We start from the raw sequence: 21,690 nt of genomic DNA, 5'->3' as shown, positions 1-21,690 counted from the left end.
CGGTTACCCTCCCCGCCGCGGTGATGGGCATAGGACTGGAGTTTTCACATGCCGGCGATCGTGCTGATCGGCGCCCAGTGGGGCGACGAAGGCAAAGGCAAGGCCACCGACCTCCTCGGGGGGCAGGTGCAGTGGGTGGTGCGCTACCAGGGCGGCAACAACGCCGGCCACACAGTAGTGCTGCCCGACGGGCAGGACTTCGCCCTGCACCTCATCCCATCCGGGATCCTCACGCCAGGCCTGCGCAACGTGATCGGCAACGGCGTGGTGGTGGACCCAGGTGTGCTGCTCGACGAGCTCTCCGGCCTCGAGGCTCGCGGTGTGGACACCAGCAACCTGCTGATCAGCGCGGATGCGCACTTGATCATGCCGTACCACGTGGCGATCGACAAAGTCACCGAGCGGTTCCTCGGCAAGGCGAAGATCGGCACCACGGGCCGGGGCATCGGGCCCGCCTACCAGGACAAGGTCGCTCGCGTGGGCGTGCGGGTGGCCGACGTCCTCGACGAGAAGATCCTGCACCAGAAGGTGGAGGCGGCCCTGGAGTTCAAGAACCAGGTGCTGGTGAAGGTCTACAACCGCCGCGCGCTCGACGTCGACGAGGTGGTGGACACGGTGCTCGCCCACGGCCGCCGGTTCGCCGACCGGATCGCCGACACCCGCCTGCTGCTCAACCAGGCACTCGAGGCCGACGAGACGATCCTGCTGGAGGGCTCGCAGGGCACCCTGCTCGACGTCGACCACGGCACCTACCCCTTCGTCACCAGCTCCAACCCCACCGCCGGTGGTGCGGCAGTGGGCTCGGGCATCGGCCCCAACCGCATCACCCGGGTCATCGGGATCCTCAAGGCCTACACCACGCGTGTCGGCTCCGGCCCGTTCCCCACCGAGTTGCTGGACGCGATGGGTGAGCAGTTGCGCAAGGCGGGCGGCGAGGTGGGTGTCACCACCGGGCGGCCGCGCCGCTGCGGCTGGTTCGACGCCGTGATCGGCCGCTACGCGGCACGGGTCAACGGGATCACCGACTTCTTCCTCACCAAGCTCGACGTGCTCTCCGGGCTGGAGAAGGTGCCGATCTGCGTGGGCTACGAGGTCGACGGGAAGCGGATCGACGAGATGCCGATGACGCAGACCGACGTGCACCACGCCGTGCCCGTCTACGAGGAGCTCCCGGGCTGGTTCGAGGACCTCTCCGGCTGCCGCACATTCGACGACCTCCCGGGCGCGGCGCGCGACTACGTGCACCGCATCGAGGAGCTCACCGGCGCGCCTGTCAGCGCGATCGGAGTGGGCCCCGGCCGCGACCAGACGATCACGCGCGACGTCTGAGGTCGGGACTGGCGGCCCGTTGGACGGCGACGCCGTCGCAACCCGTCCATCAGTGCCGAGGCGTAGGTCCCTGCGCGGGCGCGCGGTTCACGAGATGCCGCCCGGGGCCCGGCTTGTTGATGTGGCCGTGTCAGTTGAACTGTCCAGGCGGGACGACGAGAACCGGGCGGTTTTGGCGCTCGATCAGGGCGTGTGAGACCGAAGGTTGGACGAGCCGGGCGAGGGTGGCTCGGAGTCCTTCGCCGCGGGTGCCGACGACGATCATGAGTGCGTCGTGTTCGTCGGCTGCGGCGGCGAGCGCCCTGACCGGGTTGCCTCGGCAGGATTGGTAGGTCCATGCGAGGCCGCTTCGGGTGAGGGCGGCTTCGACCTGGTGACGCTCCTCGACGAGGGTTTGTTCGCCTTGCTCCTCCCAGTCGGCGGCGTCGGGGTCGATGGGGTAGTCGTCGAGGACCACGGCGTGGACGACGTGTAGTTGAGCGCCGAGTCGGCGTCCGAGCTCTGCGGCGACGGCGAGGGCGTGGTCGCTCGCGGTGTCGCGGCAGTGTCCGACGATGAGGGTGTTGGCCGGGTTCTTGCTGGGTGTGGCGGGCACTCTCTCGGGTTGTTCAAGCAATGCGCTCATGTCCGCGCTCCAGTTGACGTGCTCCACCGATTGTGTCGGGTGTGCAACTCGGATTGTTGTTGTGCGGCTCTTCCGGCGGGATGGCGGTAATCCGGGCAGCGGTACCCGCACCCACGCTGCGATCCGGCGACGAAGGACGACGGCAAGCCGCGGTGCTGCGGGACGGGAGAGTGGGGAACTTTTGCTGTCATGCCCTACCTCCAGAGTCGAGCCCTGTTGGTAGGAGCTATCAGCCCGGGGTGGGCGGTCAACGGCGAGCCCCATCGCCTGTGACCCACAGCATAAACCTCGCTGGGCCTTCGTGCGCGCTTCCCGCAGCAGCTGAGCGGCTCAGGCCGCGCAGCTACCCGTGTTCACTTCGCTGCGCAGCCCGGATGCGGCCTGCACGACGTGCGACACCTGGTCGACGGTGAGGACGAACCCGGTCTCCTGGTCGTCGAGCGCGGCACCGAAGACCACACCGATCACGGTGCCGTCGGGTGCCACGAGCGGGCCGCCGGAGTTGCCCGAGCGGACCACAGCTCGCACCGTGTACACCTCGCGGGTGACCTCGCCGTCGTCGTAGATGTCGGGGCCCTTCAGGTTGATCATCGACCGGATCTTCGCCGGGGTGGCGGTGAAGGGCCCGTCCAGCGGGTAGCCGAGCACCACGGCGTCGTCGCCCGGCTTGGCCGGCTGCGGATCGAACGTCAGCGGCTTCGCGGCCAGGTCCGGCACCCGCAGCACCGCGAGGTCGACGCGGGGGTCGTAGGACACCACCTCGGCGCTCAGCTCGACCGTGCGGCCGCGCCTGTTCACCACCTCGACGCCGGTCTCGGACGTGCCCGCGACGACGTGGGCGTTCGTGAGCACGAGCTGAGGTCCGATCACGAACCCCGTGCCCTCGAGCTGGCGGGCGCACGACGGGGCGCGGCCACGAATCTTGAGGACGCTGCTGCTCAGGTTCTCGATCACCGGGCTCTGGGCGAGCGCCGGATCGGGCGGGCCGACCTCCGTGATCGGTGTCTCCGCGAACGGGCTGAGCACGTCGGGGAAGCCGGAGTTGTTGAGTAGTTGCCGCAGCTCCGCGGGCAGCGCCTTGGCCCCTGCCGGCATCACCGAGTCGACGGCGCGGAGCACCTCCGACCCACGGACGCCCGAGGCGAGACCGGGGAAGCTCGCCGAGGCCAGTGGCAGCGCGACCAGCCAGGCCGCGATCACCACGGTGACGGCCTGCAGCACAGAGCCCAGCGTGGAGTCGACCTGCAACGAGCGATGGCCGGTGATCCGGTCGCGGATGCGGCGCCCGAAGAAGACGCCGGTGGTCTCGCCGAGGGCCACCAGCAGCACGACCACGACAACACTGACGATGACTCGCGTGGTGGGCGCCTCCACGCCCGCGGCCAGCAAGGGCGCCAGCCGGACCCCGAGCACCGCCCCCGTGAGCACCCCGACGAACGACAGCAGAGCCACCGCCATGCCGTGGCGCCAACCGGAGACGGCCGCGATCAGTGCCAGCGCCAGAACAACCCCGTCAACCCAACTCATCGCATGACCTCGCTGCGCTCGGTCGGCGCTTCGCTGGGGCGCTGTGTTGATGATTCGCTCGCGCGCTCGCTCATGGGCATGACGTCGCTGTGCTCGGTCGGCGCTTCGCTGGGGCGTTGTGTCGATGGTTCGCTCGCGCGCTCGCTCATCGCACGACCTCGCTCCGCGCGTCCAGCCCAGCCCCCCGGGGCCCCGCGCTCATGATCCTGCGACCTCCTGCCGACCGGCCCGTGCCGCCGACCACGCTGCGCCTAAATCGTCCACCCGTGTGGTGTCCCAAGGGCGCGCCCAGCCCCCCAGATCCAACAGGGCGGACAATAAGCCCCCCGTGAACCCCCACACCAGCAGCCCCGCTACGACGAAGGCGGGGCTGCTCGTACCAGAGGGATTACGCACCGTGATTCTGTTGGCGGGCTCTGCCAGATCGACGAGTGGCACGCGCACCACGGCTGCGGTCTCTGCCGCGTCGACCGCGTGCACGGCGACAGGGCGTTCCCAATGCGCGAGCACCGGGGTGACGACGAAACCCGATGGCGGGATGAACAGTTCGGGGAGCACGGCCAGCGGAACGACCCCTTCGGGTTCCACGCCGGTCTCCTCCTCGGCCTCCCGCAGCGCCGTGGCGACCTCGTCGCGGTCGTGCGGGTCGGCGCTGCCGCCAGGGAACGCCACCTGACCGGCGTGAGTGCGCAGGGAGCTGGCCCGCTCGACGAGCAGCACGTCGGGACCGTGCACCTGGTCCTCACCGAACAGCACCAGCACGGCGGCCCGGCGGGCATTGGCGCGGGGCGGGATGCGGTGGTGGCTCAGCGTCTCCGCGTCGGCTTCGCCGATCCGCCGGAGCAGAGGTGAGAGCCATTCCGGTGCGCGCTCCGGCTGCAGCCGCGTCACGACGATCCCTTCGACAGCCGGTCCACAGCGGCCGCGACCTCGTCGGCGCTGCGGAAGGGGATGGGTGGATCGACCATGACGACGCTGCCGTCGGCGCGCACGACGTAGGAAACGGGCAGCGCAGGCGGGATGCCGAGGGCGCCCCGAAGCGCGCCGTCCGGGTCGGTGACCGAGGGCAGCGTGACCTCGGTGTCGCGCAGGAGCGCCAGCGCGGCCCGGGGGTCGTCGCGCTCGTCGATGCCCAGCACGGGAACGGCGCCCGGCCGGGCCGCGTACTCGGCGATGGCCGGGAGCTCGGCGCGGCACGGCCCGCACCAGGACGCCCAGACGTTGATGAGGGCCGGACGCCCGGCGAGCGCGGCGCCGACGTCGACGTGGCCGGGTGCGCCGAGGCAGGGGACGGTGACACCCGCCAGCGGGCCGGCGGCCGGAGCGCCGCTGCCCGAGGGGCACGGCTCGATGCGTGCGGCGGCTCGCAGCGGAGCAAGCTCGGAGTCGGGTACGGAGACCGACTGTGGTGCGGTGGGCGCCTCGCCTGCGGTGGAGGGCTCGGATGCGCTGCGCGGCCACAGCGCGAACACTGCTCCCGCGGCGAGCAGGACGACGACCAGGGTGGTGATCAGCTCCGATCGCCGGACCTTGAGCTGCTCACGGCTCACCGCCGCGCCTCCCGGCCGCAACGGTGGGGCCGGCCCCGGACGAGCGAAGTCACGGCGCGTCCTGGTCCTCGCCGCCGGGCGCTGGTGCGGGTGCCTCGTCGTCGGGGATGCCGACCATGGCGAGCAGGTGCGGCCGCGACGGTCCCTTGAGGAGTGCGGCGGCCTTGATCGGATCGGTGGGGCCCGCGCCGTAGGCGGGGCAGTCGCCGGCCAGTGTGCAGGCGCCGCACGCTGGCTTACGTGCGTGGCAGACGCGGCGGCCGTGGAAGATCACGCGGTGGGAGACGATCGTCCAGTCGCGCTTGGGCACGAGCGCACCGACGGCGTGCTCGACCTTGACCGGATCCTCTTCCTGTGTCCAACCCCAGCGCCGGACGAGCCGGCCGAAGTGGGTGTCGACGGTGATGCCGGGTACGTCGAAGGCGTTGCCCAGGATCACGTTGGCCGTCTTGCGGCCGATCCCCGGGAGGGCGACCAGCTCGGGGAGGGTGTTCGGCAGTACACCGTCGTGCTTCTCGACGACGGCGGCACCGAGCCCGATGAGGGAGTTGGCCTTGTTCCGGAAGAAGCCGGTGCTGTGGATCATCCCTTCGAGCTCGGTGCGGTCGGCCTTGGCGTAGTCGATCGCCGTGGAGTACCGCCCGAACAACGCGGGCGTGACCGAGTTGACGAGCTTGTCTGTGCTCTGCGCGGACAGGATCGTGGCGACGGCCAGTTCCAGCGGCGTGGTGAAGTCGAGCTCGCAATGCGCGTCGGGATGGGTGGCGGCGAGGGTGCGAAGCATCCGGCCGACCCGCCGGGCCCGGCCTAGAGACGGCTCGCCGTCGGCCACCCGTTTGGCAAGGCGCGCAGCGTTCCGCGCAGCGGTGGTCACGCTTCGAGCGTACGGCGCCACCCCGACAAGAGGCGAAGGTGCCGGTTGGTCAGCGGTCATCACGGACCGTGACCGGCGGAATGTTACGAGACGATATCGACATGCCGACGTGCTCACCCCCTGCCCGACGGTCGCCATCACTCGTGCGGGAACATCAGTGTCGTCATGACTGCCTGGTTGTCAGTCCTCGTGCCGCTGCTGGTGATGTTCTTCGCGCTCGGGATGGAGCGTGTGGAGTCGAAGCTGCGTGAGGCCACTCTGCGCCCGGAGGAGCTCGAAGAGCTCCTCGAACGACCGCGCCCGGACGAGGTTCGGGCCCTTTTCAGGCAGGGCACGGGCCGCGCGCTCGAGCTGTTCCGGCTACGCAACCGGCGCGGCCGGGGGCCCCGCCCACCCAAGCGCAGCAAGGCGGCATGACCGGGCTCCGGTGGAGCCCTCAAGACCGGTCGAACCGCACTGAACTGGGCTTATACGTGATGAAAACGCCCCATGGTGGCCACCGGAGAGCGGTCGCGGCGGCACGCACCAAACGCACACCCCCTAGACTGGCGCGCCAGTGGTCCGCCGCGGCTGAGCGGCCGGAACGAGGGGCGGTGCAGTGGACGAGGTTCTGATCCGCGCGGGGATCTTCCAGGGGGTGGAGCCGCACGCGGCTGACGCTCTGGCTCAAGCGCTGGAGCCGGCGGAGTTTCCGCGTGGGCATGTCATCTTCGCGGAAGGTGAGCCGGGAGATCGGCTTTACATCGTCGGTAGCGGCAAGGTGAAGATCGGACGGAAGTCGCCGGACGGTCGCGAGAACCTGTTGATGGTGGCCGGGCCGTCCGACATGTTCGGCGAACTCTCGATCTTCGACCCGGGGCCGCGCACGTCGTCGGCCACCGCGGTCACCGAGGTTCGGACGTACACGATGGACCGCGCGGCGTTGCGGGAGTGGATCGGGAAGCGACCCGAGATCGCCGAGCAGCTGCTCCGGGTGCTCGCCCGGCGGTTGCGGCGCACCAACAACATGCTCGCCGACCTGATCTTCACGGACGTGCCTGGCCGGGTGGCGAAGTCGTTGCTGCAGCTGGCGCGGCAGTTCGGGTCGCAGGAGTCGGGCCTGTTGCGGGTCACCCACGACCTCACCCAGGAAGAGATCGCGCAGCTCGTCGGCGCGAGCCGCGAGACGGTGAACAAGGCGCTGGCCGACTTCGCCCACCGGGGCTGGCTGCGACTCGAGGGCAAGAGCGTGCTGATTCTCGAGCCCGAGCGGCTCGCTCGTCGGGCCAGGTAGCGCACCGACCTCCGTCGGCTCGGCTCTGCTCGACCTGACCGGGACCTGACGCACGGTAAGTCGCCAATCGGTCCTGCGGTAATGAACTGGTACGCACGTACCAGAATGTGTCACGCTTCTGGTGTGTCCTCATCGTCCGCATCGCTGTCCGACTACCGCGTCGTCCTGACGTCACCCGGCGCCCCGGGCCCCGTGCTCGCCTCCGTGGTCGGCCGTCTGCCGATCGCGATGATCGGCCTGGCCACGCTGCTCTTCGTGCAGCGCGCAACCGGCTCGTTCGCGGCTGCCGGTCTCGTCTCGGCGGGCGTGCTGGTCGGGGAGGGGACGGGCGCTGTCCTGCAAGGCCGCTTCATGGACCGGCGCGGGGCGACGAGGCCGCTGATCCTGGCCGCGATGCTGTTCGGGCTGGCGGTCGCCGCTCTGGCTGCCGCGGTCGAGGCCGATCGGCCACTGCCGGTGCTCGTGGCGCTCGCGGTGGTCGCCGGTCTCGTGCAGCCCGCCCTACCCGGAGCCTCCAGGGCTCTGTGGGCCGATCTCGTGCCGCCCGGCCCTCTGCGCTCCACCGCTTACGCCTACGAGGCGATCAGCCTCGAGGTCTTCTTCATCCTCGGTCCCGCGATCGCCGCGTTCCTCGTGGCTGCACCGTGGCCCGGCACCGGCTTGGCGGTGGCGGCAGCGGCCATGGTGGTGGGCGCCGTCGGCTTCGCACTCACCCCCGCTGTCCGGGCCCGGTCGGCCAGAACGACTCACGGCGGCTCACCCGCTGTCGGGCCCACGTCGCCAGGGCTGCTCGGCGTGCTGGCGGAGCCGGGAATGCGCACGGTGGCGATCGCGTCGCTCGGGTTCGGGCTCGTCGTCGGCACGGTCGAGGTCGGCGTGCCCGCGGTGACGGCTGCGGCCGGCTCAGCAGCGATGGGTGGCGTGCTGCTGTCGGCGTGGTCGGTCATGTCGGTGCTCGCCGGCGTGCTCTACGGGCTCCGGCCGTGGCCGCGCCCGTTGCACCTGCGGATGCCGGTGCTGCTCGGCGTGTTCGCGGTGTTCGTCGCCGCCATGGCGCTGACCGGGCCGTCGGGGTCGCTGGCCGTGCTCGTCGTGGCGATGCTCCTGGCCGGAGCCGTGATAACCCCGCAGGTCACCGCCCACTCGATGGCCGTGGACATCGCGGCCCCGGCCGAGTCGGCGACGGAGGCCTTCGGCTGGGTGATCACCGCCGCCACGATCGGGATCGCGGCCGGGCAGTCGGTGGCGGGGGTCGTCGTGGAGGAGGCGGGCCCTCCTGCGGCGTTCCTGGCCGGTGGTGTGGCAGGCGTGGTGCTCGCTGTGGTGCTGTGGCTGCGCCGGGGCACGCTCGCGACCACGCCTGCTGCGGTCCCCGTGGTCGCCTGACGGCGTCCTCAGCGCTCCGTGCGCAGGTAGTCCAGCTGCGCCTGCACCGACAGCTCCGCCGCCGGCCAGAGCGTCCGGTCGACGTCGGTGTAGACCACCTCCACCACCTGCCGTGCCGACGCGCCCTGGCCGAGCTTCCCGAGTGCGGTGCGGACCTGGTCGAGCCGCTGCTCGCGGTGGGCCAGGTAGGCCGACGCCGCCGCCGGGGCGTCCGGGAGCTCCGGACCGTGCCCGGGCAACACCGTGGTGCCGGCAGGCAGCTCGCTCAGCAGCCGGAGCGAATCCAGGTACGGGCCCAGGGCCCCGTCGGGGTGCGCGATCACCGTGGTGCCACGGCCCAGGATCGTGTCGCCCGTGAGCACGGCGGGTCCTGCAGGGGGACCGTCGAGCAGGAACGACAGGGAATCCGACGTGTGGCCCGGTGTGCCGACCACGCGCAGCTCGACTCCGGCGCCGGCCACCACGTCGCCGTCCCCGAGCGCCTCCGACCCCAGCACGAGCGAGGGGTCGAGGGCCCGTACCGGCGCTCCGGTGAGCTCGGCGAAGCGCCGTGCTCCTGCGGCATGGTCGGGGTGGCGATGCGTGAGCAGGACCAGCGCCACCGGACCGTGCGCGGCGACCCGGCGCAGATGCTCCTCGTCCTCCTCGCCGGGGTCGACGACCAGACACTCCTCCACGTCAGGAGCCCGGAGCACCCACGTGTTCGTGCCCTCCAACGTCATCGGCGACGGGTTCTCCGCCAGCAGCACCGACGCCAGCGCGGTGACGGGCCGCAGCTCGCCGTACGCGGGGTGGCTCATGCGCTCCCTCCGGGAGCGATGCGTTCGATGTCGAGCGCGAAGTCGGGGTCGCCCGGGAGGACGACGACGACCTTCTCACCATCGCGGCGCACCACCGGCGTCACCGGCTGCACCACGCGGTCGTCGGCGGCCGCGAGGACCGATGCGCTGTCGGGGTGCTCGGCGATCTCCTGCAGCGTGCGGACCGTGGGGGCCATCAGCTCGATCTCGCCGCGCTGCCAGTGCTCCAGCGCCTCGGACGGGTGCCACCACGTGGCCTCGACGGCCTCGGTGGTGTGGGCGTCGGCCTCCTGTCCCTCCGGGACGAGCGCCACGAAGAACACCGTGTCGTACCGGCGTGGCACCGCGGGGGGCGTGACCCAGCGTGCCCACGGACGGAGCAGGTCGGCGCGCAGCACGAGCCCGGTCTCGGTGAGCATCTCGGCGAGCGTCCGCTGCCGGGCGACCAGGTCGGCCCGGTAGCGCTCCACGTCTGCGGGTAGTTCGGGCGCGGCCAGCAGCACGCCGCACTCCTCGAAGGTCTCCCGCACCGCGGCCTGCACGAAAGCCCCTGCAAGCTCGGCGTCACAGCCGAGCCGCTCGGCCCACCAGCCCGGATCCGGTCCGGCCCAGGCCGGCAGCACCTCGCGGTCCGCTGCGGCGACACCTCCGCCGGGGAAGACCGTCATGCTGCTGGCGAAGGCCATCTCGGGCACCCGTCGTTGCAGGAAGACCTGTAGTGGGGTGCGCCCGGGCGGAGCGGCGGGGGCGTCTCGCACGAGCAGCACGGTTGCCGCAGGCCTCGGGACGACGGGCTCAGAGGGCATGAACGGACAGTAACCCGCGGCCGGGCAGGATGGGTGGTGTGGATCAGCTGCGAGTGGGTCTTGTCGGTGGTGGCCCGTGGGCCCGCAACGTGCACGGGCCCGGACTCGCGGCACACCCCGCAACGGAGATCACGGCGGTCTGGACTCGCAGGCCGGAGGCGGCAGGCGAGCTCGCTGCCGAGTTCGGGGGCCGCGCGTGCGACCGGCTCGACGACCTCCTCGACGACGTCGACGTGGTCGCCTTCGCCGTTCCGCCGCAGGTGCAGGGCGAGCTGGCCGTGCGGGCCGCCGCGGCGGGCAGGCACTTGATCTGCGAGAAGCCGCTCGCCGGTTCGGTCGAGGATGCGCGAGCGGTGGTGACCGCCGTGCAGCGAGCGGGTGTCCACTCCTCGATGGTGCTGACGCTGCGGCACTCTCCCGCGGTGCGCGAGTGGCTCGCGGGCCTGCCGTCGGCCCCGGCAGGCCCGGACACGGTGGCCTCGGCGCGCTGGCTCTCGGGAGCGCTGCTCGGTGGCCCCTACTCCGCATCGTCCTGGCGCATCGAGCACGGTGCGCTCCTCGACCTGAGCCCACACGTGATCGATCTCCTCGAAGCCGCCGTGGGCCCGGTCGCGTCGGTCGGCTGGGCGCACCACGACGAGCCCGACCTGTGGCGGTACGGCCTCGTGCACGAGGGCGGGGCCCGCAGCACCGTGACGATGTCGATGCGGCTGCCCATCGATCCGACGGAGACCGAGTTCGCGGTGTTCGGTCCGGGCACGTCCCACCGGCTCGCGGGCCGCACCGCAGACGCGTCCACCTGCTACGCGGCGCTGCTCGACGAACTCGTGGCCGCCGTCGCCGGAACAGGGCCGGCGCCGGCACTGGGCGTCGAGCAGGGCCTGCGTCTGCAGGAGCTCATCGAGCAGGTGCGCGCCGCCGCCGGATGACGGGCGGCGTCAGCCTGCCAGGTCGGGCGGATCCCTCCGGGGGTTGCCGTTGCCGCCGGAGCCGTTGCCGTTCGACCCGCCCGGCCCCGATCCGTTGGCGATGCCGGCCCGGCGGATGACCCGCGGTCGGGTACCGCCCTGGAGCTCGGCCTGGAGCCGGGCGAGCAGCTCGCGATCGGAGTCGCTGAGCCGCGCCAGCGACTCCGGCCGCAACCCGAGGTCGGCCCCACCTGCGTCGGGCCGAGGCGAGGGCGCCGGAGCGCCCTGAACAGGCGGCTCCGGGCGGGGTGCGGGTTCCGGCTCCGGGCGAGGCTCGGCCGGCGGCTCGGCGACGCCCTTGCCCTCGCCGATCTGTTCGTCGGCGTAGCGGTGCCGGGCGGGACGCCGGGGTGCGGGCCTGGGCTCGCGCGATGGCAGCTCGTCGTCGAAACGGGCGGCTGCTTGGCCCGGCCGAGGGGGGCCGACGCGCCGTTCGGGCACCTCGTCGGATGCCGACTCCGGCTCGTCGGGGCGCCGCGGCGGCCTGTCGGCCAGCGCCGATGGCGCCATCGCCCACGATCCCGACAGCCACTCGGAGGACCACTCGTCGTCGGCGCGAGCCGGCTCGCGGTCGTCGTCGCCCGGCGTCGGAGTCTCGGCCGCAGCACCGAGCGGCTTGTCCTCACCGATCGTGGGGTCGAGCAGGGGCTCCAGCAGCGGCTCGCGAAGCGGTCCGCTCAGCGGATCGTTCAGCGCGTCGAAGGCCGGTGTCTGGCCGAGCGAGCGGAAGATGTCGTCGTCCCGCGGCTCCTGAGGCGATGGGCGGGGCGGTTCCGCTGCCTCGGCGACCCGCTGCGGCAGCTCGGTGCGGGGCTCCTCCACGGGCGGTCCACCCGCCTGTCCGTTGACGTGCGTGCCGGCGGGCGGCGGGACGCTCTCGCCGCGGCGGGGCAACGGGCCCGGCGCCGGCGCGGGAGGGCGGTTGATCGGGGTGACCCCGGGACGCGGGGGTTGTGGTGCAGGCGAAGGCCGCGGCAGCCGGTCTCCCCGGACGGGGAGCGGGTCGGACGGCGGAAGGTCCTCCTCCTGCGGGTCGCTGAACAGCGGGTTCTGCTCCGCCGGTCGCCGTGCCCCGGTGCCACCTGGTCCCGGGCGCGCTCCGGTGTCCTCGGCCCCGAGTGGTGCTGCCGTGTCACCGGTGTCAGTCGGACGTTCTCCGAGCCCTGCTGCGTCGTCCCGTGCGTCGCCTGCGCGGTCGTCTGATCCGGGCTGCTCGGTGTTGCTACGAGTGCCGAGCCAGGCCGCGGTGTCGCTCCCACCGGGCGCGCGGTCGCGGGTTGTCTGGTCGTCGGGTGCGGGTGGTGTCGCGTGGTCGCCTGTGCCGTCGGCTGCGCCGGGTCGTGCTGCGGTGTCGGCGGAGTCGTCTGCGCGGTCGTCGACACCGGGCTGCGCCGTCTGCTCGCGAGCCCCGGGCCGTGTCTCGACGTCCCCGGTGCTGGTCGCTCGATCGCCCGCCGGTGGCTGTGCCGTCTGGTCGCGAGCGGCCGGTCGTGCTGCGGTGCCGCCGGGGCGGGAGCGGTCGTCGGCGCCGGGCGGTGGCGTCTGCCTGCGGGGACCACCGGGCCGTGCCTCGGCTATCGACCGTTCCAGGAGGGCTTCGAGTCGTGCTGCGGTGTCTCCTGCACCGGCCATGCGACCGGGAGCGTCGGGTCGTGGCGCGGCGGCTCTGGTGCCGCCTGCGGGGTCGCCCGTTCCCGGCCGCGTGGTGGGGTCGTGGGCGTCCATGCGTGGGGCGGTGTCAGCGGTGCTGGTCGGGTGCTCACCGGCTGCGGGCTGTGCGGCCTGGTCGCTGCGGGCGTCGAGCCGTGCCGAGGTGTCGCCGGTGCCGTTGGTGCCGGGCGGGGTGCCGTTGCTGCCGGGCGGGGTGCCGTTGTCGCGGGGTCCGGCGTGGTCGCTGCTGCCCGGCCGCGCTCCGGCGCCGGTCGCGTGGTCGCTGGTTCCGCGCTGTGCTGCGGGATCGCCTGCCCCTGGCCGTGCTGCGGGCTCACGCGCTTCGAGCCACGACGGGCCGCCGCGGCTTCCGTCACGTCGCGGGAGGTCTGCCGGCCATGCCCCGGGGTCCACTGCTCCGAGCCGCGCTGCTGTGTCGTCGGCGGAGGGTCGCGCGGGCGTGTCGCCCGGACCGGGCCGCCCCGCGGGATTGCCGGCCTCGCGGCGTGCTCCGGTGTCGCCGACGCCTGCCCGTCCAGCGCCCCCGTCGGTGCCGGGTCGTGCTGTCTGCTTGCGGGATGCGGGGCGCGTGGTGTCGGCGCCTCCCAGCCATGCCGCGATTTCGCCGACCACGGGGCGTGCTTTCGTGCCGCCTCCGAGCCACGCCGCGCCTTCGCCCGGTGCGGGCGGTGTCTTCGGGTTGGCTGCGGGGCGTTTTCTGGTGTCGGCGCCGCCCAGCCACGCTGCGCCTTCGCCCGGTGCAGGGCGTGCCGCCGGCTCGACGGCTCCGGCTCGCGCGGCGGGATCGTCGGCGCCACGGGGCTGGACGGCCGGCAGCGAATCGGTGCCTGCCTCCGACGACCCGGACTCCGTCGCCGCCGCGGGCCTGCGGTGCGGGAGCGGGCCGGCAGGCGGTGATTGGCGTGGGTCGGCAGGAGTGGCCGGCCGCGGGTCGGAGACGCCGGCTCGGGGCGGAGTACCCAGGAGGCCCGCGACGTCGGCCTGTGGTGGTGCCAGCGGGTGCCGGGCCCGGCGCGCGTCGGGGGACGCTTGCGCACCAGGGGTGGGCGCCGAACGCTCGGAGAGCCAACCGGGAAGCTCCGCGGCGCGCTCGTTCTCGTCGTCCCATCGGATGGGACGGGCACGGCGCAGGGCGGCTGTGTGGTACGCGGGCAGGGGATCGCCCGCGATGAGGACCTCCACCGAGGCGGGAACGCCTGCCCGATCGAGGATGACGGCGAGCTGGTAGGCCAGCACGTCGGTGGCCGGCGCTCCCGGCTGCGCCTCCACGAGCACCACCGGGTGCGGCAGGGGACCAGGAGCGGAACCGGCGGGTGTCAGGCGACGGGCGACGAGTACGCGGCAGCCCTGCAGCTGCCGGGCGGGCACGGCCAGCAGGGCCGCGGCCACGACGTCGTCGGACGGACCGGGCTCGAACCGGTGCTCCGAGCCCTCCTCGGGGCGTGCGGGAGGCAGCGTGGCGTCGGGGTCGAGGTCGGTGCGGGCGGAGCGGGCGGCGGCAACGAGTGCGGAGCGCACCGGCTGGGGGAGAACCGCGCAGGCGGCCACCAGGCTCGCGGTCAGGATCTCGACGGCGTGGGCGTCCTCACCCACGGCGACCAGCTCACGGGCCCAGGCCAGCAGGTCGTCGTCCACCCGGCCGGCCAACGACAGCAGCAGGTCGTGCGTCGTCTCCGGTGACGTCTCGTGCTCCACTCGGCCTCCCTCCCGTACGCCGGTCCGAGCCGACTGCCATGCGACGCCCTGGCACCGCCGAGTGTCAGTCCCCGCCCGTTACGCGTCGGTTGGTCACGCCCCCACGAGTGCGGACGGGCAGTGCCACAGCGACGCCGACCCAATGATGGCGGCCTGGTGGTACGCCGGTGGCTCTCCGTGCGGCGGGAGCACCTCCACACACGGTGTGCGGTCGCCGTGTGCCCGCAGCACGCGCTGAAGGGTTCCGGCGAGAACCCACGGCCGTTCGCCGCCGGACACGATGACGACACGCTGCCTGCCACGACCGCCGGTGCGCCACGCGTGGCGCAGCTCCACGCAGCCGGGGTGGCCGCGGACCACGGCGAGCACGCTCAGCGTGGCCTGGTCCGGTCCGTCCGGAGCCTCGAAGGCGACGACGAGATCGTCGGGGGTGTGGGCGGGAAGCACGGCGTCGAGCAAACGGCGCGAGGCGCCCCACTCACCGGCGGCGGCGGCGAGCATGTCGCGCTCGTCGTCGGTGAGGCCCACCCGGTGGCGCAGCAGCTCTCGGGGGAGGGTGGCGCTCAATGCGGACCGGCCGCTGTCGGCGAGCCAGTCGCGCATCCGCCACAGCAAGTCGTCTGGCAGCCTTCCGGCCAGCCGGACCAGGAGGTCGTGGCACGCCTGGTCGGCCGCGCTCACGGCCCTGACACCTCGACGACCAGCTCGACCTCGACCGGAACGCCCAGCGGCAGCTCGGCCACGCCCACGGCGGACCGTGCATGCCGGCCCGCCTCGCCGAAGATCTCGCCGAGCACGTCGGACGCCCCGTTGATGACTCCGGGCTGCCCGGTGAACCCGGGAGCGGAGGCCACGAACCCGACGACCTTCACCACGCCGGTGACGGCGTCGATCCCCACCAGGGCGTCCACCGCCGCGAGGGCGTTGAGTGCGCAGATCCGGGCGAGGCGGTAGGCCTCGTCGGGGTCGATCTCCGCGCCGACCTTGCCCGTGCCCGCCGGCTTGCCGTCCACGAAGGGCACCTGACCCGAGGTGAACACCAGCGAGCCCGTGCGGCGTGCCGGGATGTAGGACCCGGCCGGAGCTGCGACGGACGGGAGGGCGATGCCGAGCTCATGCAGACGATCGGTGGTGGTCGCCATGCCGTCAGCCCCTCACCGGTCGCTTGAACCAGGCGACGAGCTGCTCGGGGCTGGCGCCGGTGGTGACGGCGACCAGCTCCCAGCCGTCCCGGCCGAAGTTGTTGAGGATCGCCTGCGTGCTGTGGATCAGCACCGGAGCGGTGAGGTATTCCCATGTCGTGACCGAGGACCCTGGGCTGCTCATGAATGGTCACTGTAGCCAGCGCCTCATCCCGTTCGAGCGGCCGGGCGGACGCAGGCTCCGTAACCTGACAGACGTGACGTCTTCCCACTGGCCCGCCGCGCTGTCGGCGGCCCGCCTGCACGTCGTCTCCGGGAAGGGAGGCACGGGCAAGACCACGGTGGCAGCCGCGCTGGCGCTGGCGCTGGCGAGCGGTGGCCGGCGCACGCTGCTGATCGAAGTCGAGGGGCGGCAAGGCATCGCCCAGCTGTTCGACACGCCCCCGCTGCCCTACGAGGAGCGCAAGATCGCGGTGGCGCCCGGGGGTGGGGAGGTCAGGGCGCTCGCGGTGGACGCCGAGGCGGCGCTCCTGGAGTACTTCGAGCTGTTCTACCGGCTGGGAATGGCCGGGCGCACGCTGCGCCGCATGGGTGCCATCGAGTTCGCCACCACGCTGGCGCCCGGCTTGCGCGACGTGCTGCTCACGGGCAAGGCCAAGGAGTGCGTGAACCGCCGCGGGCCCGACGGCAGGCCTGCGTACGACGCGGTGGTGCTCGATGCCCCGCCCACGGGCCGGGTGGTGAGCTTCCTCGACGTCACGAAGGCGATGGCCGACCTCGCGAAGAGCGGGCCGATCCACAGCCAGGCCGCGGGTGTGGTGAAGGTGCTGCACTCGGACCTGACCGCGGTCCACCTGGTGACGCTTCTGGAGGACCTGCCGGTGACCGAGACGCTCGAGACCGTCGACGAGCTGTCCGTCGCCGGCTTCCCGACGGGAGCGTTGATCGTCAACCGGGTACGGCCGCAGTGGCTGCCGGACCGTTCGGTCGCCGCCGCAGCCAACGGGCGCGTCGACGCCGAGCGCATCCGCGCAGGGTTGTCGACGGCCGGGCTCGATCTTCCCGCGGACGTGATCGACGGGCTGGTCGCGGAGACCGTCGACCACGCGGTACGGGTGCACGCCGAGGGCCTCGCCCTCGCGCGACTGGACGAGGGGCCGCCGCTGCCCCGGCTCGTGCTCCCGCAGCTCGTGGAAGGTGTCGACCTCGGCTCGATCTACGAGCTGGCGGAGACGCTCGTCGAGCAGGGCGTGTCGGTGCCTGCGCTGAGTGGGGCCACGTCATGAGCCCGCGTGTTCCTGATCCGCTGGAGGTCGACGCGCTGCTCGACGACCGCGACACCCGCGTGATCGTCTGCTGCGGCTCCGGTGGCGTCGGCAAGACCACCACGTCGGCGGCGCTGGCGCTGCGGGCCGCGCAGCGCGGCAGGCGCACGGTGGTGCTCACGATCGACCCGGCACGCCGGCTGGCGCAGGCGCTCGGCCTGGAGGCCCTCGACAACGAGCCGCACCGCGTGGCCGGTGTGGACGGTCAGGGCGAGCTGCACGCGATGATGCTGGACATGCGCCGGACCTTCGACGAGATGGTCTACGCGCACGCCGAGCCGGGACGCGCAGAGTCGATCATCGAGAATCCCTTCTACCAGACCATCTCCTCGTCGTTCTCCGGCACGCAGGAGTACATGGCGATGGAGAAGCTGGGCCAGCTCGCGGCCACCGGCGAGTGGGACCTCATCGTGGTGGACACCCCGCCGTCCCGCTCCGCGCTGGACTTCCTGGACGCGCCCCAGCGCATGTCGAACTTCCTCGACGGCCGGATGATCCGGCTGCTCTCCGCCCCCGCCCGCGCGGGAGGCCGGGGCCTACGCAAGATCGTCGGGGCGGGCTTCACGCTGTTCGCCAAGGCGGTGTCCACGATCCTGGGCGGCCAACTGCTGGCCGACGCCTCGGCGTTCGTGCAGGCGTTCGACACGATGTTCGGCGGGTTCCGTGAGCGCGCCACGGCCACGTACGCGCTGCTGCGCTCACCCGGCACCGCGTTCCTGGTGGTGGCAGCGCCGGAACCCGACGCACTGCGCGAGGCCGCGTACTTCGTGGACCGGCTCTCCGCCGACGACATGCCGCTCGGCGGCCTGGTGCTCAACCGCACCCACCCGGTGCTGGCGCAGCTCTCGGCGACGAAGGCACGTGCCGTGGCCGAGGGGCTGCGCGGCGCGCCCCTGGCCGCCGCGGTACTCCGGCTGCACGCCGACCGGGTGGACCTCGCCGAGCGGGAGGACCGGTTGCTCTCCCGCTTCACCAGCGCCCACCCGGCCGTGGCCGTCACGAAGGTGCCGGTAGTGGCGGGAGACGTGTCCGACCTCGACGGGCTGCGTGAGATCGGCGCACTCCTCGCCGCGGGCGACCGGGAGCCGGCAGCCGCCGCCTCTCAGCGACGGCTGCGCTCGGCCCGGTAGCAGCGCGCTCAGGCCGACTCCTCCAGCTGCCCGAACTCCCGCTCGTCCACGGCGCGTGGGTCGGCCGATTCCTCCGCCACGGACGAGTAGTGGGCCGTGCGGGCATCGGCGAGCAGATCGGCCCACGAACGCACCCCGGGGCGGGCACGGAGCAGCGCGCGCCTCTCGCGTTCGGTCATTCCGCCCCACACGCCGAACTCGATGCGCTGGTCGAGGGCATGCGCCAGGCACTCGGTGCGGACCGGGCAGGTGCGGCAGAACTGCCGTGCCTCCCGCTGCCGGGCCCCGGTCACGAACAACCCCTCGGCGTCGACCGTGCGGCACCGTGCTGCCACCCGCCAGTTCCAGCGACCCGCCATGGCTCCTGATCCCCTTTCCGGAGTCGTGATCGTCACGACCGGCACAGACGGATTCTGGAAGCCTCTGGTTCCGCGGGTAACCGAGCAAAACTACTCAAATCAGCTGAAGGGTGACCTGACGGTAGGACGACACTCTCCCGCGTACCCTCATTGCCCGTGAGCCCCCGGCATCCGCTCCTGCGGCCCGCAGCCATGTTGCTCGGACTCTGCGTGCTCGCAGGGCTGGTCGTGGCGGGTATGGCGTTCCCGCTCGCCGCCGGGATCGGGGTCACGTCGAGCGACGTGGGAGACAGCGTCAACACGGTCTCCACCGATCTGGTCGACCAGCCCCTGCCGCAGACCACCACGATCACCGACTCGGCGGGCGTACCCATCGCCCGGTTCTTCGAGCAGAACCAGAACCGGCAAGCCGTGAAGGCCGAGGAGATCTCGCCCGCCATGAAAGCGGCGATCGTCGCGATCGAGGACCGGCGCTTCTACCAGCACCAGGGCGTGGACTGGCAGGGCACGATGCGCGCCCTCATCGCGAACTCCGCGTCCGGCGACGTCGTGCAGGGCGCGTCCACGCTCACGCAGCAGTACGTGAAGAACTACATGCTCTACGTCGAGGCCGAGACCGAGACCGAGCGGCTCAAGGCCACGGAGCAGACCCCGGCCCGCAAGCTCAAGGAAGCGCAGATCGCGCTGCAGATGGAGCGGGCGCTGAGCAAGGAGGAGATCCTCACCCGTTACCTGAACATCGTCTCGTTCGGCAACGGGGCCTCGGGGATCGCCTCGGCCGCGCGCACGTATTTCGACACCACTCCCGACAAGCTCACCGTGCCGCAGGCGGCGCTGCTCGCGGGCATGGTGAACAGCACCACCGCGTTCGACCCGGTCAGCAAGCCCGCGGCGGCGCTCGAACGCCGCAACATCGTCATCCAGCAGATGCGCGACCAGCAGATGATCGACCAGACGCAGATGCAGGCAGCGCTCGCCGCGCCGCTCGGCGTGGTCACTCCGTTGATCACCCAGCCCAACGGCTGCATCGGGGCCGGTGACGCCGGGTTCTTCTGCAAGTACGTGGCCGAGTACCTCACCGAGGCCGGCTTCTCCCAGGAGCAGCTCAACCGCGGCGGCTACACGATCAAGAGCACCCTCGACCGCAATGTGCTGGAGAAGGTGAAGGCGTCCCTCGTCGCGGAGGTTCCGCCACAGCAGGCCAACGTCGCCAACGTCATGTCGGTGGTGCAGCCGGGACAGGACAAGCACCGCGTGCTCGGCATGGCGTCGAGTCGCACGTTCGGCCTGGATGCCGAGGCCGAGGAGACGAGCTACGGGCTGCCCTACGAGCCGGTCAACCTCGGTGCCGGGTCGACCTACAAGATCTTCACCGCTTCCACGGCCCTGGAGAAGGGGCTGGGCATCAACTACCAGCTCGCCGTGCCGCCGAGCGGGTACGCGTCGCCGATCTACGTCGACGGCAACGGGCGTCCGCTCCCCGTGCAGAACGCGAGCAGCGGGCTCCCGGAGCGCCTGTCGCTCACCGACGCACTCGCTCTCTCCCCCAACACGGCGTTCATCAAGCTGGAGGAGTTCACCGGCGTGCCCGACGTCGTGGACATGGCGGTGCGGCTGGGCATGCGCTCGCTGGCCACCACCCCGTTCGTCGACCCGTCCACCGGACGTCCCACCGACCGCTCGATCGCCGAGGTCACCAAGGCGCAGAAGCAGGCGTCGTTCACGCTCGGGGTGAGCCCGACGAGCGTGCTGGAGCTGTCCAACGTGGGCGCCACCCTCGCCAGCGGCGGCATGTGGTGCCCGCCCAGCCCGATCGAGTCCATCACCGACCAGGCCGGCAACCCCGTGCCTCTCACCGAGGCCCCCTGCCAGCAGGTCGTCGACCGGGGCCTGGCCAACGCGATGATGACCGCGCTGAGCCACGACGACCTCAACGGCACGTCGGCGGGAGCCGCGCGCCAGGTCGGGTGGAACCGGCCGATGGCGGGCAAGACCGGCACCACGCAGCAGCACAAGTCGGCGGCGTTCGTCGGCGTCGTCCCGCAGATGTCCGGCGCGGTCATCACGTTCGACAACTCCAACTCGCCCCGGCCGCTCTGCGACGGCGCAGGTTCGCCGTTCGCCTGCCGCAGCGGCAACATCTTCGGCGGCAAGACCCCGGCCGAGACGTGGTTCGGTGCGATGTCGCCCCTGCTCCAGGGCCAGCCCGTGATCCCGTTGCCACCCGTGGAGCAGCGGTACCTGGAGGGTGGCGCGGAGTCCCGCGTTCCCGACGTCGTGGGCCGTAGCCAGAACGACGCTCGCGGCGCGCTGGAGCGGGCAGGCTGGACGGTCTCGACGCGCACGGTCGACAACGCGGCGGCGCGCGGCACGGTGGTCGGGCAGAGCCCGCGCGGCACCGCCCTTCCCGGCGAGACCATCGTGCTGAGCGTCAGCAGTGGAACCGTGCCGCCACCGCCCGCCGCTCCGGGCGGTCCGCCACAGGCGGGGCAGCCTCCGGGCGACGACCAACCGCCTGGCGATGACGGGGGCGACGGCGGTGGTGGCGGTGACGATGGTGACGGCGGCGACGGCGACGGCGGCTGATCGGGTGGCGTGCTGGCCCGACCGTGTGGTGACCGGTCAGCGGCGTGCCGGACGCGAGGTCATTTCCTGGTCCCGGGCCTAACATCCGCCACCATGACGGCGGAGGCAGGTGATGAGCAGGTCCACCCGCGCGGCCCCGGCGCAGGCTCGTCCGTTCCGAGCCCTGGCGGTCGGGCCGTTCCGGCCTCGCCGCACGGCGCAGGCGCGCCGCGTGGCCCAGCGCAGCCCGGTCGTCCACCCGGGACGGCCGGGGCCAATCAGCCCGAGGCCCGCCCGCCCGTCGTCGACGAGTTGGCCGTGCTGGGGTTCTCCCGGCACCTGCGGAGCCGGATCGGCACGCGCCTGTTCACGTGGTTCTTCGTTCTGGTGTTCGCGCTGATAATCGTCCAACTGATCTCCTCGCTGCTCGACCCGTAGCTCCGTTCTGTGAGCCGCACGGCCTGCGTGAGCGCTGAGAAGGTGCTGTGAGTGGCGTGCCCGGATGCGGGCCGTGTCGGTCAGCCGGGCTACCCTGGGCGATCGACGGCGGTCCCCGGTTCCGCCCAGGCCGGCCCCGGTGGGCGGCCGCCCGGCGAGGAGGTGAGGAGCGATCACCCCCGAGTCCGCTCCGCCCGAAGCACGCATGCAGGCGTTGTCGCCGCCCA

22 protein-coding genes and 1 riboswitch are annotated in these 21,690 nt (G+C 72.3%); of the genes, 9 read left to right on the top strand and 13 right to left on the bottom strand.

The features are described from left to right. Positions 1-48: 48 nt before the first annotated feature. Positions 49-1,329 carry an adenylosuccinate synthase gene (locus ACQPZQ_RS44320; RefSeq protein ID WP_433290442.1) on the top strand — a complete coding sequence of 427 codons (1,281 nt, stop codon included), beginning with the start codon at positions 49-51 and terminating at the stop codon, positions 1,327-1,329. A 130-nt stretch (positions 1,330-1,459) separates the two neighbouring features. On the opposite strand, the gene ACQPZQ_RS44315 is transcribed toward ACQPZQ_RS44320, so the two are convergent. The 6 genes from ACQPZQ_RS44315 to nth all read right to left on the bottom strand — a co-directional run bounded on the left by ACQPZQ_RS44315 (position 1,460) and on the right by nth (position 5,905). Beyond that, positions 1,460-1,954, bottom strand: coding sequence for a universal stress protein (locus tag ACQPZQ_RS44315; protein WP_433290441.1), 495 nt, complete (start codon positions 1,952-1,954; stop codon positions 1,460-1,462). Positions 1,955-2,167: 213 nt separating this feature from the next. After that, a riboswitch (Fluoride riboswitch) is annotated at positions 2,168-2,231 on the bottom strand. A 53-nt stretch (positions 2,232-2,284) separates the two neighbouring features. Continuing rightward, entirely contained in the window at positions 2,285-3,481 is a 1,197-nt protein-coding gene (locus ACQPZQ_RS44310) for a MarP family serine protease (RefSeq protein ID WP_433290440.1), read from the bottom strand. Then, entirely contained in the window at positions 3,478-3,630 is a 153-nt protein-coding gene (locus tag ACQPZQ_RS44305; RefSeq protein WP_433290439.1) for a hypothetical protein, read from the bottom strand. Before ACQPZQ_RS44305 ends, ACQPZQ_RS44310 begins: the two co-directional genes overlap by 4 nt. Positions 3,631-3,679: 49 nt before the next feature. After that, entirely contained in the window at positions 3,680-4,378 is a 699-nt protein-coding gene (locus ACQPZQ_RS44300; protein WP_433299683.1) for an NUDIX hydrolase, read from the bottom strand. Further along, a complete protein-coding gene (locus ACQPZQ_RS44295) occupies positions 4,369-5,031 on the bottom strand; it encodes a redoxin domain-containing protein (protein ID WP_433290438.1) in 663 nt (220 codons plus the stop codon). Before ACQPZQ_RS44295 ends, ACQPZQ_RS44300 begins: the two co-directional genes overlap by 10 nt. Positions 5,032-5,080: 49 nt before the next feature. Further along, complete coding sequence (gene nth / locus ACQPZQ_RS44290; protein ID WP_433290437.1) at positions 5,081-5,905, bottom strand: endonuclease III; 825 nt, start codon at positions 5,903-5,905, stop codon at positions 5,081-5,083. 165 nt (positions 5,906-6,070) lie between these two features. On the opposite strand from nth, the gene ACQPZQ_RS44285 reads away from it, so the two are divergent. The 3 genes from ACQPZQ_RS44285 to ACQPZQ_RS44275 all read left to right on the top strand — a co-directional run bounded on the left by ACQPZQ_RS44285 (position 6,071) and on the right by ACQPZQ_RS44275 (position 8,564). Beyond that, complete coding sequence (locus ACQPZQ_RS44285; protein WP_241036703.1) at positions 6,071-6,322, top strand: hypothetical protein; 252 nt, start codon at positions 6,071-6,073, stop codon at positions 6,320-6,322. Positions 6,323-6,503: 181 nt separating this feature from the next. Then, the gene (locus tag ACQPZQ_RS44280; RefSeq protein WP_241036704.1) at positions 6,504-7,178 is read left to right on the top strand and encodes a Crp/Fnr family transcriptional regulator; all 675 of its coding nucleotides are present in this window, start codon (positions 6,504-6,506) and stop codon (positions 7,176-7,178) included. Positions 7,179-7,283: 105 nt separating this feature from the next. Beyond that, positions 7,284-8,564 (top strand): MFS transporter, encoded by a 1,281-nt coding sequence (locus tag ACQPZQ_RS44275; protein ID WP_433290436.1) that lies wholly within the window; start codon positions 7,284-7,286, stop codon positions 8,562-8,564. 8 nt (positions 8,565-8,572) lie between these two features. On the opposite strand, the gene ACQPZQ_RS44270 is transcribed toward ACQPZQ_RS44275, so the two are convergent. Together ACQPZQ_RS44270 and ACQPZQ_RS44265 are read right to left on the bottom strand one after the other, a co-directional pair. Next, positions 8,573-9,364, bottom strand: a complete 792-nt coding sequence (locus ACQPZQ_RS44270) for an MBL fold metallo-hydrolase (RefSeq protein WP_433290435.1) — start codon at positions 9,362-9,364, stop codon at positions 8,573-8,575. Continuing rightward, a complete protein-coding gene (locus tag ACQPZQ_RS44265; protein ID WP_433290434.1) occupies positions 9,361-10,170 on the bottom strand; it encodes an NUDIX hydrolase in 810 nt (269 codons plus the stop codon). Before ACQPZQ_RS44265 ends, ACQPZQ_RS44270 begins: the two co-directional genes overlap by 4 nt. 29 nt (positions 10,171-10,199) lie before the next feature. Between ACQPZQ_RS44265 and ACQPZQ_RS44260 the strand changes: the two genes are divergently transcribed. Beyond that, positions 10,200-11,099 carry a Gfo/Idh/MocA family protein gene (locus ACQPZQ_RS44260; protein ID WP_433290433.1) on the top strand — a complete coding sequence of 300 codons (900 nt, stop codon included), beginning with the start codon at positions 10,200-10,202 and terminating at the stop codon, positions 11,097-11,099. A gap of 9 nt (positions 11,100-11,108) precedes the next feature. Here the strand turns inward: ACQPZQ_RS44260 and ACQPZQ_RS44255 are convergent, their stop codons facing one another. From ACQPZQ_RS44255 to ACQPZQ_RS44240, 4 genes are all read right to left on the bottom strand, one after another. After that, positions 11,109-14,504 (bottom strand): hypothetical protein, encoded by a 3,396-nt coding sequence (locus ACQPZQ_RS44255; protein WP_433290432.1) that lies wholly within the window; start codon positions 14,502-14,504, stop codon positions 11,109-11,111. A 93-nt stretch (positions 14,505-14,597) separates the two neighbouring features. Next, positions 14,598-15,185 (bottom strand): hypothetical protein, encoded by a 588-nt coding sequence (locus ACQPZQ_RS44250; protein WP_433290431.1) that lies wholly within the window; start codon positions 15,183-15,185, stop codon positions 14,598-14,600. Next, complete coding sequence (locus ACQPZQ_RS44245) at positions 15,182-15,646, bottom strand: RidA family protein (RefSeq protein ID WP_433290430.1); 465 nt, start codon at positions 15,644-15,646, stop codon at positions 15,182-15,184. Before ACQPZQ_RS44245 ends, ACQPZQ_RS44250 begins: the two co-directional genes overlap by 4 nt. Positions 15,647-15,650: 4 nt before the next feature. Continuing rightward, positions 15,651-15,830, bottom strand: coding sequence for a DUF4177 domain-containing protein (locus ACQPZQ_RS44240; RefSeq protein WP_241036712.1), 180 nt, complete (start codon positions 15,828-15,830; stop codon positions 15,651-15,653). Positions 15,831-15,903: 73 nt separating this feature from the next. Between ACQPZQ_RS44240 and ACQPZQ_RS44235 the strand changes: the two genes are divergently transcribed. Beyond that, complete coding sequence (locus ACQPZQ_RS44235) at positions 15,904-16,932, top strand: ArsA-related P-loop ATPase (protein ID WP_241036713.1); 1,029 nt, start codon at positions 15,904-15,906, stop codon at positions 16,930-16,932. Next, positions 16,929-18,101 carry an ArsA family ATPase gene (locus tag ACQPZQ_RS44230; protein ID WP_433290429.1) on the top strand — a complete coding sequence of 391 codons (1,173 nt, stop codon included), beginning with the start codon at positions 16,929-16,931 and terminating at the stop codon, positions 18,099-18,101. Before ACQPZQ_RS44235 ends, ACQPZQ_RS44230 begins: the two co-directional genes overlap by 4 nt. Before the next feature lie 8 nt (positions 18,102-18,109). Here ACQPZQ_RS44230 and ACQPZQ_RS44225 read toward each other — a convergent pair whose 3' ends face one another. Continuing rightward, complete coding sequence (locus tag ACQPZQ_RS44225) at positions 18,110-18,460, bottom strand: WhiB family transcriptional regulator (protein WP_433290428.1); 351 nt, start codon at positions 18,458-18,460, stop codon at positions 18,110-18,112. 156 nt (positions 18,461-18,616) lie between these two features. Here ACQPZQ_RS44225 and ACQPZQ_RS44220 point away from each other — a divergent pair, with 156 nt between their 5' ends. Both ACQPZQ_RS44220 and ACQPZQ_RS44215 read left to right on the top strand, forming a co-directional pair. After that, entirely contained in the window at positions 18,617-21,046 is a 2,430-nt protein-coding gene (locus ACQPZQ_RS44220) for a penicillin-binding protein (RefSeq protein WP_433290427.1), read from the top strand. Positions 21,047-21,139: 93 nt separating this feature from the next. Then, entirely contained in the window at positions 21,140-21,463 is a 324-nt protein-coding gene (locus ACQPZQ_RS44215) for a hypothetical protein (RefSeq protein ID WP_433290426.1), read from the top strand. Positions 21,464-21,690 lie beyond the last annotated feature (227 nt).

The sequence above is a fragment of the Pseudonocardia sp. CA-142604 genome, assembly GCF_050948475.1.
Classification (GTDB): Bacteria; Actinomycetota; Actinomycetes; order Mycobacteriales; family Pseudonocardiaceae; genus Pseudonocardia; species Pseudonocardia alaniniphila.
This window is presented reverse-complemented; position numbering and strand designations above follow the sequence as displayed.

Bases quoted from the DNA above. Each gene is read 5' to 3' on its own strand.
- ACQPZQ_RS44320 (WP_433290442.1), top strand. From the start codon at position 49: ATGCCGGCGATCGTGCTGATCGGCGCCCAGTGGGGCGACGAAGGCAAA.
- ACQPZQ_RS44315 (WP_433290441.1), bottom strand. From the start codon at position 1,954: ATGAGCGCATTGCTTGAACAACCCGAGAGAGTGCCCGCCACACCCAGC.
- ACQPZQ_RS44310 (WP_433290440.1), bottom strand. From the start codon at position 3,481: ATGAGTTGGGTTGACGGGGTTGTTCTGGCGCTGGCACTGATCGCGGCC.
- ACQPZQ_RS44305 (WP_433290439.1), bottom strand. From the start codon at position 3,630: ATGAGCGAGCGCGCGAGCGAACCATCGACACAACGCCCCAGCGAAGCG.
- ACQPZQ_RS44285 (WP_241036703.1), top strand. From the start codon at position 6,071: ATGACTGCCTGGTTGTCAGTCCTCGTGCCGCTGCTGGTGATGTTCTTC.
- ACQPZQ_RS44275 (WP_433290436.1), top strand. From the start codon at position 7,284: ATGTGTCACGCTTCTGGTGTGTCCTCATCGTCCGCATCGCTGTCCGAC.
- ACQPZQ_RS44270 (WP_433290435.1), bottom strand. From the start codon at position 9,364: ATGAGCCACCCCGCGTACGGCGAGCTGCGGCCCGTCACCGCGCTGGCG.
- ACQPZQ_RS44265 (WP_433290434.1), bottom strand. From the start codon at position 10,170: ATGCCCTCTGAGCCCGTCGTCCCGAGGCCTGCGGCAACCGTGCTGCTC.
- ACQPZQ_RS44260 (WP_433290433.1), top strand. From the start codon at position 10,200: ATGGGTGGTGTGGATCAGCTGCGAGTGGGTCTTGTCGGTGGTGGCCCG.
- ACQPZQ_RS44245 (WP_433290430.1), bottom strand. From the start codon at position 15,646: ATGGCGACCACCACCGATCGTCTGCATGAGCTCGGCATCGCCCTCCCG.
- ACQPZQ_RS44240 (WP_241036712.1), bottom strand. From the start codon at position 15,830: ATGAGCAGCCCAGGGTCCTCGGTCACGACATGGGAATACCTCACCGCT.
- ACQPZQ_RS44230 (WP_433290429.1), top strand. From the start codon at position 16,929: ATGAGCCCGCGTGTTCCTGATCCGCTGGAGGTCGACGCGCTGCTCGAC.
- ACQPZQ_RS44225 (WP_433290428.1), bottom strand. From the start codon at position 18,460: ATGGCGGGTCGCTGGAACTGGCGGGTGGCAGCACGGTGCCGCACGGTC.
- ACQPZQ_RS44215 (WP_433290426.1), top strand. From the start codon at position 21,140: ATGACGGCGGAGGCAGGTGATGAGCAGGTCCACCCGCGCGGCCCCGGC.